Consider the following 10,699-nt stretch of genomic DNA (forward strand, 5'->3'; position numbering starts at 1 on the left):
ATGGACGACAAAGCTCGTAGCGCGGAGTTGCACTCTGCCGTATCGCAGAATTGTATTCTGCGGGGCGTCTCCCAGTCCGAGCACGCTGGGACTTGCCGGCGCCCTGCCGATTGGAAATCGGCGATACCAGATTGAAAATCTGCGCTGCGGTTCTCCGGTCGATCTGTCGTCAATCCCACGGTCTGCACAGTAACTTAACCGGACCTCTTGAGGATCAGCCGTTCCTCCGGAACTTGCACCAGGGCTACCGTCTCCCGGCAGTGAACTGCCGGGCTATTCTCGGCACTCCCTCCGAGAGATGACCTGCGACGAAGATGACTGTACGCCAAAGAATATCCAACCTGCGGGTTCGGCGACTTTCCAGTCGCCCGAAGCGGAACTGGAAAGTTCCGCTCACCAGCAGACAAGAATGTCTGCTCTACAATCGCCGGCCTTGGTGAGACGCCCACCGCGGTGCTCGATTGTAATCGGACGGCGCTCCCGCGCAAATACGCCGGAGACATTCTCGTGGCTCAAGATGGGAAACTTGCGCAAGCCGCGGAAACTTCATGGATAGCAGTACACGCTTTCCCGCAGACCGTGCTGCGAGAAAATGGCTTCGCAGCCATTTACAGAAGAGAACGAAGACTCCGTTTGCTTCGTTGCCTTCTGTTCAAATCCTCTCGTCTTGTGACCAACATGTTGGTTCGTTCGCCGCAGCAGCGAGGCAGATAATGCCTGATTGCAACAAGGCATCGAGCAGGTTAGACAAGAGGCAGGCGTGACTGGAACGTCTGGTGCGAAATCTGGCGGCTTCAGTTCCCGTGCAGCAATCACGATTCGGCATGAAAACTCGAACACGCTTGGTTGATTTTATGAAATCGAAAAACTCTCGCTCCTTGTCCTGGCTCGTTCTTGTGGCGCTTTGTGCGGTGGTGGCGGCGCGTTCGCAAGCTCAGGCGCCATTGTTCGCGGACGACTTCGAGACGGACACCTCGGCGAATTGGGACATCTTCAACGGCTCCGGCAATGGCACGCCCGACTTTTCCGCCGAGTTCAATTTCGATTACAGCAAACACAAAATCCCGCCCGCGCCAAACACCACCGGTAACTCCACGCGCGGCGTCAAACTCAACGTCAACAAAAACGACGACGTGGCGAACATCGCCGGCGTGAGCATTTATCCGAAGGGCAAAACGTTCAGCGGGAATTACGCGCTCCGGTTCGACATGTGGATGAACTACAACGGCCCGGCCTACGGCGGCACCGGCTCGACCGAATACGGCACCTTCGGCCTCAATCACAAGGGCGACAAAGTCAATTGGGCCAGCGCGACTGACAGCGATGGCGTCTGGTTCGCGGTCACGGGCGAAGCCGGCGCGGCCCAAGACTACAAGGCTTTTGAAGGTCTCGCCGGGGCGGCTCCAAGCGATCTTCGCGGACTGGATGCAGGTTTTCTCGACCGCGATGGCGATGGCACGACCGAGTTCGAGGCCAATCCGACCCAGGCCGGCACCCACCCGCTCAAGGCGATTTTTCCCTCGCCGGAATATCAATCCGCGGGAGCCCCTGGCAAACACTGGGTGCAAGGCGAAGTCCGGCAAAAGGACGGCGTGCTCACCTGGCTGCTCAACGGCTACGTCCTCGCGACACGCCCGAACGCGTCCGGGTTCACCAGCGGCACGATCATGCTCGGTTACATGGACACCTTTAATTCCATCGCCAGTCCGAAGGAGGAAAACTACATCATCTACGACAACGTCCGCGTCGTGAACCTGGACACCGAACCGGCTCTCTCGGAAATCTCTGTCGAGGCAACGGACGCGGAGGCCGCTGAACCGGGCACGAACACGGGGACGTTCACGATTTCCCGCAGCGGCGCGACCACGGCGCCTTTGGAAGTGCGCTTCCGTTTCGCCGGCACCGCGACGCTCGGCGAGGATTATGCGACCAATGCGTTGTCGGTCGTGATTCCAGCCGGCGCCAAGTCCGCGACCGTGACCATCAAACCGCTCGACGACCCGAAAGGCGAACCGGAAGAGACCGTTTCTCTGATTCTCGCCGGCAGCAATAAGTACGACATCGGCGCCGCGTTTCGCGCGACGATCAAGCTTCTCGACGATGGCGACATCACCACCGTCAGCATCAAGGCCACGGACTCCAACATGTACGAACGAATCGCCGAAGACACAGGGACGTTTGCGGTCAGCCGGCTGGGAGACACGGTCGCCGATTTGAGCGTGAATCTGACCGTGGGCGGCACGGCCACCGCGGGCAAAGATTACGATGGCGCCGCCAATGTCGTCGTGATTCCCGCCGGGCAAACCAACGTGGTCCTTACGCTCACGCCTTTTGACGACTCAGACGTGGAAGGCGATGAAACCATCACCTTGACGGTCGCGGGCGGCGTCGGCTACGCCGTCGGTGCAACCCCCAGCGCGACGGTGACGATCAAGGACAACGAGGTCGCGCCGGCGCCGATATTGTTCTCCGACAATTTCGACACGGACAGTTCGGGCAACTGGATCACGCTCTTCGGCGCGAACAACAACGTGCCGGATTATGCCGCGCAGTTCGCGTATGATTACAGCGCGGACAGCGTTCCGCCTTCGCCCAATTCGAGCGGCGGGAGCACTCGCGGTTTGCGGGTGACCGTGAACAAAGCGGATGCAACCGCCAGCGGCGCGGCCGGCGTGAACCTGTATCCGAAAGGGCAGATGTTCAGCGGAAATTACGCGTTGCGCTTTGACCTGTATTTAACCTACGGCACCGACGTCGCCGGCACCACGGAACACGCGCTCTTCGGCATCAATCATTCGGGATCAAAAACGAATCGTCATGCGACCGCCGGCAGCGATGGCATTTGGTTTTCCATCGAAGGGGACGGCAGCGCGAGCGATGCGGGCCGGAGTTACTCCACCTACGTCGCCACGAATGCGACCTCCGTGCCGGCACTCGTCAAGAAATCGGCGCGTGAGTTCGATCTGATCTTCACCAAGCCTCCGTATGTGGTCGCGGGCGCGCCGAGCGGCCAATGGGTCGATGTCGAAGTCGCGCAAACCGGCAAAGACATCACCTGGAAGATCAACGGCACGGTGATCCAGCAGCAGGCCAACGCGTCGGCGTTCACGTCGGGCAACGTCATGCTGGGTTACATGGACACTTTCGCGTCCATCGGTTCGCAGAAGAATTTCGTTGTGTTTGACAACGTACGGGTGGTGAGCCTGGGCGGCGCCGCGCCAACGGAGATCAAAATTTCGGGTATCGGCTTGTTGCCGGACGGCCGGGTACAAATCACTTTCTCTGCGAGCGGCGGTGACACAGGCCAGCTTGCGCTCGAAGCCGCAGCCAGCGTGGCCGGACCTTACGCGAAAGACGCGGACGCCGTGATCCGAGTGGGCGTGGTTCCAGGGCAATTTGTGGCCACGACCCCACGCGGCGCCGGCAGCATGAAATTCTACCGTGTGAAACTTTGAGCTGACCATAGGGCAGGCTTCCAGCGCTGCCGGTTCGCGGTAGCGCAGATTTGTAATCTGCCGTATCGCGGAATTGCATTCCGCAGTCGCTCGACAAGTTCCGGGCTCTGGAACTCGCCGGCGCGCTGCCGATTGGAAATCGGCGATACAGCAGATTGAAAATCTGCGCTACGGTTCTCCGGTCGATCTGTCGTCAATCCCACGGTCTGCACCGTAACGCTTCAACGACTCTGCTGCCGCTCCGACGGCGCAAGCGGCTGTTCGGAACGTGGACGCAAGTTGCCTTCTTCATCTAGCCGCGGGAACCAGCGAATCCGGTCCGCCTCAGCGCCGAGGGCGGTCTTCCGGCAGCGGCGGACCAGCGCTTTGTAGAACACGTCCGCAGCCTCGGGATTCCGGTTCTTGATCCAGGAACCGCCCAGGCACAGGACGCGCGCCGTGTCGTCGGAATTGTCCGGCATGAACCGCGCGGCTTCCCAGGCCAACTCAGCTGCGCGGTATCGATAGTGCCAGCGTTCATCGGGACGCACGGTGTGGCGCGTGGCGCGTTCAATTTCCTCAGTCGCCGCCGCCAGGACGTTTGTTTCTTGGTGGCTGCGTCGGTCGGCGACGGTGACGCCGTACTGGTAGTTGCCGCCATGGAGATGCCAGTCCGGTTCGACTTCCGTGCCGATCAGTTCCAGGCCGTGATGGCGGGTGATCTTCGCCGCATCGAACAACGCTTTGGCACGTTCGCTCTGGGAGTGCGCCGGGTTCTTCGCCGCCGTCATCGCGGCATAAAGTGCGTCGAAAGCTGGCAGAGGCTCGGCAGGAAAATAGCTTCGCGCGTCGCTCCAGCGTTCTGCGCGCGCCAATCGCCGGGCCAGCAAGTAGCGGATGCGTTCTCCAGGACGCAGCGCCGGCGCAGAGATCTCATCGTTATTTCCCCTCCAGGTCGCATTGAACGTTGAACGTTGAACGTTGAACGGTTCATGGGAAGTTCCCTTGGTTTCAGAACCATGCACACGGCCCATGAACCTGAGACCGCGCGGACCGCAGCCTTCAGGCTGCTTCCGCGCACCCTCCGGAGTCCAGCGCTGAAGCGGCCTAAAGGCCACGGTCCGGGAGGCGTGTTCATGGGAAGGCATGACGGGAAGGCGGTGGAATGCTTCCTGACGCGGCCAGGAGCGGTCCACATAAGTCTTCAACTCATCCAGCGTTAACACGCGCTCGGCCACGTACGCGGCGTCAAACCAAAAGCCGGAACGCAACAAGGCGTCCAGCGCTTCCGAATATTGCCGTCGCGCCAACCGAAACACGCCCCATTCGCCGTGCCATTGTGCGGTGACGGAAATCGGCGGGTACTCCCGTTCGTTGGGCACATACAAACTGGCGGCCAATCCCGGCAAAGCCGCGCGATTCGTCAGTGTTGGATCCAACGGAAAAAGCCGGACCAACCTGGCGAGGACTGCCGCCGCTTCGCCGGCCTGGCCGTCGCGCAAAAGCAACTTGGCCTGGAGCCATTGCGCGACTGGTGTGGCTCGCGCGAGCTTCAGCCAGCGCGCGGCTCGTTCCATTTGGCCGCCCTGGTACGCCGCGAGCGCCAGTTGCTCCGCGGAATCGACGTCTTTCACACGAGCGGCTTCGACCGCTTCCAGCCAGCGCAACGCGGGTTCCTTGAGCTTGTGCCACTCCGGTTTCGGTTTCGGAAGGACGGGCGCGCGCGCGGACGCGGCCCCGAGCGCCCGAATCATTCCTTCCCGGACAGCGCTGTCCACGTCCATTGGCGCTTCGCGCCAGCCGCCGGAGATAACATACGCCGTGATGACTCGTTGAGCGCGAGGATGCCCCGCGAGTCTTCGCAACTGTCCTTCAGGAGCGCGCAACGCCGCCGAAGCCGCCCAGCGCAGCGAGACCACCGCGGCCGGATCGCCGCACGCCGCGTGCTCCAGGTAAAGGTCGATCGCCGGCGCGAAATCCTTTTCGCGCAAGTGCAGCCGCGCTTCCCAGCCCAGGCTGGACGCCGCGAGCCCGAGTGAGTCGGCGAAGCCGGCTTTGGCCAGGGCGCGCGCTTGCTGGAAGTACGGGATAGCTTTGCGCGTGTCCTCTTCCTCCCAACTTTTGCCCAGCATGAACGCCGCCCATGTGGATTTGAAATGGCGCTCGGACACGGGCCGCGCCAGCAACGCAGTCCACGCGGCGCGCGCGTCGGTCATTTTCCCCAGGTGCCATGTGACGGAACCGCGAAAGTAATCCGCGAATTCGCCCGGCAACCCGGTGGTGATCTGCGGCATGGGTCCGGAAATGCGCGCGAAGTTCGTTGGATCGGGCCGCAACACGAAGCCTTCCCGGAGCCACCGCCGCGTGGTGGCGTCATCCGAGCCTTCGCGCTCAGCTCTGGAGAAAATGATGATCTTTTCGCGCTCGAGCCGGTGGCTTTCGACGATGGCCTCGCGTTGCTTCGGTGAAACTCCATTACGCTCCAGAGCCGCGCGCAGGTCCGTCAGTTCGGCGTCGAAGGTCTGTTGGGCATAGTTGGTGGCGAGCCGGGCGCGAAAGGCGGACTTCACCAGATTCATGCGTTCCAGTTCCATCTGGAAGCGAGCTTCGGGTGCGGTCAGAACCGCGGCGTCGCCCTGATTCAACAGCAGGTTGGGAAAGAAAGGCCCGCAAGCAAATGCGCGCAGCGCGGCCATGAAGCCAAACGCAAGCGCCAGGGCGACGCGCCCGGTTTGCTTCCTGCCCGCTGCAGTGCAGCATGGTTTTGAATTTGCGATTTCTCTCATTTTCGAGGGGATACTCCGCGCTTGATCCATGTCAGAGCAGCGAAAGTTGCACGCCACCGGTGGGTCGGCAATTGGCCGCGGAAAGCGGCGCGCGCCGGCCCAGAATCCCGGCTTTTCGGCAAGCGACCTCGAAAATCTTTTCGATCTGCTCCGCAAAAATGCCTTCGCCGGTCATCCGCGTGCCGAAGTTCGGGTCGTTGATCTTGCCGCCGCGCAAAGCCCGGATGCGATTCAGCACCTTCTCTTTCTTGGTTGGGAAATGGCGGTTCAACCAATCCTCGAAGAGTGGCCCCACCGCAAAGGGCAATCGCAGCGTCACGTAGCCGGCGAATTGCGCGCCCGATTTCACAGCCGCGGCGATGATCCGCGGCATTTCGTGGTCGGTCAGCGCGGGAATCACCGGCGCGACCATCACGCCCACGGGCACGCCCGCGTCTCGCAACGCCTGGATGGCAGCCAGCCGATGCGCCGGCAACGACGCGCGCGGCTCCATTCTCGGCGTCAGCGTCGGATCGAGCGTCGTGATTGAGACAAAGACGACCGCGGCCTCGTGTCGGGCCAATTCGCCGAGGACATCGGCGTCGCGCGTGACGAGGTAATTTTTGGTGACGATGCAAACCGGGTTGCGGAACTCGGCGAACACCTCCAGACAGCGACGCGTCAATTTCAGCCGGCGCTCGATCGGCTGGTAGCAATCCGTCACGCCGCTCATGGCCACGACGCGCGGTTTCCATTTCGGCGACGCCAATTCCGCGCGCAGCAGTTCCGGCGCGTTTTCTTTCACCATGATTTTGCTTTCGAAATCCAGCCCGGCGGAAAAGCCGAGATACTCGTGCGTCGGACGCGCGTAACAATAAATGCACCCGTGCTCGCAGCCGCGATACGGGTTGACGCTGACCTCGAACCCAACGTCCGGGCTGTCGTTGTAGTTCAGGATGGTCTTGGTCTGATCGCGGAAGAACCGCGTCGAAGCCGGCCGTTCCTCGTCCGCGGCCAGGTCCTCGCCCGGTTCCAGGTGAATTTCCTCGAACCGATTGGGCGGATTCGACGCGGCCCCGCGGCCCTTGATCGGAACAGCGCTCATGGCCTGGGCATGTTAAGTCCGAGATGGATGAATTCAAGAGCCGGCATAAACCAGGCAGGGCGAGTCTGAACATTCGATCTTGGGTAGCACAGGCGACCCGCCTGTGCCGTCGGGCGACCCGCCCGACGGAATGGCGGTTGATCTCGAAGGCCGATTGGCTCCCGGATTTATTCCGGAGCGTGCTTCCATTTCGTTCGGCGAGTCGCCAAACGAGGCGGGCGGATCGCCCGCACTGGAGTTTGGACATTTTGCCGTCGGTATCTCTGTCACGAGTACAATCTTTCCGTTTCTCCCGGAGGGAGACTTGAGATTAGCCCAGCCTTTCAAGGCTGGGAACGAAAGTAAGGGGGCCGAGTCCCGGAGGGACGGCTGATTCAGGGCTGATTCCTGCCACCTCGCAAGGGGACTGCCGACGACCTCAATGAATTCGATGCCGAAGCGCGTCTCCGTCATGGAGACTCAACCGTCTCTTCGGGACTCGAATTCCTGGCGACGCCATCCCAGCCTTGAAAGGCTGGGCTATTGTCGATTCTCCCTCCGGGAGATAGAGCGTTGTTCGGACACGCTCTAAGGTTCGCTTTACGGGATGGTAAAGAAATAAAAATTTCTGAAATGCCTCAGTTAAGGGTCTGTGCAAAAATAAATTCCGGTTTTGCTGGAGGCGATTTCGCTTTCTGGCGAGGCACGACGAAGGAGCATAGCCAGGGCTCTGCGACTGAGGAGAAACGAAGCCAGAAAGCGAAATCGCCCCAGCCCTCCGGGGCGGGGCGGCGCCTGGCCGGCTGCGACGTTGCTCGTCGGTCACAGCCCCAAAACGGAGATGCTCCCTTATGCGGAGTTCCGCATAAGGGAGCTTATGCAGACATTGTGATTATGCGGACATGTGCGGGAGAAAGGCCAATTTTGCTGGCTGGTTCGCTGACTGATGTCCGCATAATTGAGGTATCAACGGACCCGACTCAAGATTGGGGCGATGAAAAATATCGCTTCAAATCGAGCCATCGAAAGTCTGCTTGAGGACTATCAACACCATCTGCTTAACGACGCGGATTCACTGCGGCAACTTGCCGGGTGCGCATCTTTTACATCCGTGATTTTTTAAGCGCTCAGTTCAAACCCAGGGCACGCCGGTTGGATGTGCGGAGGATCACGCCTGAGGCTTTGCTCAATTATATCTTGGAGCAGCGTCAAAGGCTGTGCCTACAAACACTCCAGTCTTTGGCCTCTTCGTTGCGCTCCTTTTGTCGCTTTCTTTGTTTTAGTGGGCGTGCGGCGAGCGATCTGAGCCATGCGATTCCTCGTGTGGCTTCGCATGAGAGAGATCATTTCCCGACTTATCTCAGCCACCCAGAGCTAAATCGGTTGCTGAGGTCTGTGTGGGGTCCTAGCGCAACCCAAAGGCGCAATCGTTCGATCCTGGGCTGCGAGCCGGAGAAGTCGTGCAACTCACCTTGGAGGATATTAACTGGCGCACCGGAACACTTCGTTTGGTTCAAACCAAAGGCCGTCGCGAGCGCCTCTTGCCCATGCCCTCAGAAGTTGGGCAGGCCTTGGCGGAGTATCTACGGCATGGAAGGCCCTCGAGTCTTTCGCGCCACATTTTCCTGTCCTTACAGGATGGGCACCCGATCCGTGCGACCGGCGTTTCGTCCATGGTGACAAAGGCTATAGTGCGAGCCCGGATCACAACCCCCGGCAAGGGACCTCATCGGCTGCGCCATACCGTCGCCTCCCATTTGGTACAACGCGGGGCCGCTCTCAAAACTGTGGCTGATCTATTGGGACATCGCAGCCTGAGCACGACTCAGGTTTATGCCAAGGTGAACCTGCCGCTTTTGCGACAAGTCGCGGCGGCTTGGCCCAAGGAGGCGCGCGCATGAAAGCTTCGCTCTCCTTGACAGAAGCCATCGATTTTTATCTCCAGAGCCGTCGTCCTCTGGGATTCGCCTTGAAGAGTGAGGAGAGCATCCTGCGCTCGCTGGCGCGCTATGCCGGCCAACTTCATCATCAAGGGCCACTGACAGAGGATCTGGTTTTAGCGTGGTCACGTTTGCCCGAAGGGGCCACTCCCTTGTGGTGGGCCAGGCGATTGTTGACCGCGCGGCGATTGGCGAAGTTTTGGCAGTCTTTCGATCCCAAAGTCCAGGTGCCGCCCTCGGGGTGTTTGGTCCCGCCTATCGGCGGGGCCAGCCTTATATCTACAGCAGGCAGGAAATCGCCAGTTTGTTGAAGACCGCCAGCACCTTGCCGCCACCGCAGAGTCTGCTCCCAGCCAGTTTCAAGACACTTTTGGGTTTGCTGGCTTGTGCAGGGTTGCGGATCTCCGAAGCTCTGCATCTGCAAACGCACGATTTCGACGCCCACGCAGGAACGTTGCTGATTCGAAAATCCAAGGGAGGTCAATCGCGTTATGTGCCCTTGAAACCCAGCGCGGTGGCTGCTTTGAAGAAGTATCTGCGCCTGCGCCAAAAACATTATCCTCTATTGGGCCAGACGGCCTTGTTTCTCACCGGGAAAGGACGGCCACTGTCGTATAGAAAAGCCGGGAAGCTCTTTCCGATCGGAACAAGAATTGCACAAGCTGGCAGGCGATCGAGACCGACCTCCGCAGCGTGTTCTCTCCGCGCCGGCCCAGCGAAAGCGTCCGCATCCGAGCATTCCAAGACCTGATCCAGAAAAGGTTTGGTGAACGACCTACGTATGAGAAAGGTCAGTTTGCACCTTTCGAGCGCCACTTGATCAACTCCCTCTTTTGAACACACTGCATCACTAATCATGAGGATGTCAAAAGCGGTAATATCCGCGACGGCGTTTACACTCGGAACTGCGTACGGCGTGTGTCTTGCCCTCATCGGTGGCGCGCTGACAGCAGGCGGTCACGGGTCCGAATTGTATCTAATGCTGGCTTTATCTCCTTTTTCAACGTCCTCCTGGCTGGGGTTTCTCGGATTCGTTTTCTGGCCGTTGATCTCGATTATTCTCGTTAGCGCGCGAAGCAGAGTCGGCTTGATCTCGGCGGCGCTGGCCTTGTCGAGCCACTATGTGGCCGTTCTCATCTCCGCGGTTCGCATGACCATACTTGGAGAATGGCATTATGTTGTGAGGATGTTTGAAGCCCAGACGCTGATTTCTACGTCTGCTCTGTTGCTTTACCTGGCCGGCCAATGCGCGCTCTGGACTCTCCTGTTCCACGCTTGGAAGAGATTGCAGCGATGTTCGAACTTGAATTCTGAACAACCTGAAACATGAGCCGGGCCGGTCCTCCTCCTTAAGGGTCTGTGCAAAAATAAATTCCGGTTTTGCTGGAGGCGATTTCGCTTTCTGGCGAGGCACGACGAAGGAGCATAGCCAGGGCTCTGCGACTGAGGAGAAACGAAGCCAGAAAGCGAAATCGC

Annotated in this window: 5 protein-coding genes; 3 read left to right on the top strand and 2 right to left on the bottom strand. The window is 59.9% G+C overall.

Going from position 1 to position 10,699, the window contains the following annotated elements:
- Window positions 1-824 precede the first annotated feature (824 nt).
- Complete coding sequence (locus tag FJ398_21275) at window positions 825-3,455, top strand: hypothetical protein (protein ID MBM3840446.1); 2,631 nt, start codon at window positions 825-827, stop codon at window positions 3,453-3,455.
- Between the two features lie 221 nt (window positions 3,456-3,676).
- On the opposite strand, the gene FJ398_21280 is transcribed toward FJ398_21275, so the two are convergent.
- Window positions 3,677-6,130 (bottom strand): hypothetical protein, encoded by a 2,454-nt coding sequence (locus tag FJ398_21280; protein ID MBM3840447.1) that lies wholly within the window; start codon window positions 6,128-6,130, stop codon window positions 3,677-3,679.
- Window positions 6,131-6,251: 121 nt separating this feature from the next.
- Window positions 6,252-7,304: a PA0069 family radical SAM protein gene (locus tag FJ398_21285; GenBank protein MBM3840448.1), complete on the bottom strand. Its 1,053-nt coding sequence runs from the start codon at window positions 7,302-7,304 to the stop codon at window positions 6,252-6,254.
- Window positions 7,305-8,725: 1,421 nt separating this feature from the next.
- Between FJ398_21285 and FJ398_21290 the strand changes: the two genes are divergently transcribed.
- Window positions 8,726-9,184 (top strand): hypothetical protein, encoded by a 459-nt coding sequence (locus FJ398_21290; protein ID MBM3840449.1) that lies wholly within the window; start codon window positions 8,726-8,728, stop codon window positions 9,182-9,184.
- Window positions 9,185-9,344: 160 nt separating this feature from the next.
- Window positions 9,345-9,974 (top strand): hypothetical protein, encoded by a 630-nt coding sequence (locus tag FJ398_21295; GenBank protein MBM3840450.1) that lies wholly within the window; start codon window positions 9,345-9,347, stop codon window positions 9,972-9,974.
- Window positions 9,975-10,699: the final 725 nt, after the last annotated feature.

This window comes from Verrucomicrobiota bacterium, from assembly GCA_016871535.1.
In the GTDB taxonomy this organism is placed as follows: Bacteria; Verrucomicrobiota; Verrucomicrobiia; order Limisphaerales; family SIBE01; genus VHCZ01.

Bases quoted from the DNA above. Each gene is read 5' to 3' on its own strand.
- FJ398_21275 (MBM3840446.1), top strand. From the start codon at position 825: ATGAAAACTCGAACACGCTTGGTTGATTTTATGAAATCGAAAAACTCT.
- FJ398_21285 (MBM3840448.1), bottom strand. From the start codon at position 7,304: ATGAGCGCTGTTCCGATCAAGGGCCGCGGGGCCGCGTCGAATCCGCCC.
- FJ398_21280 (MBM3840447.1), bottom strand. From the start codon at position 6,130: ATGGCCGCGCTGCGCGCATTTGCTTGCGGGCCTTTCTTTCCCAACCTG.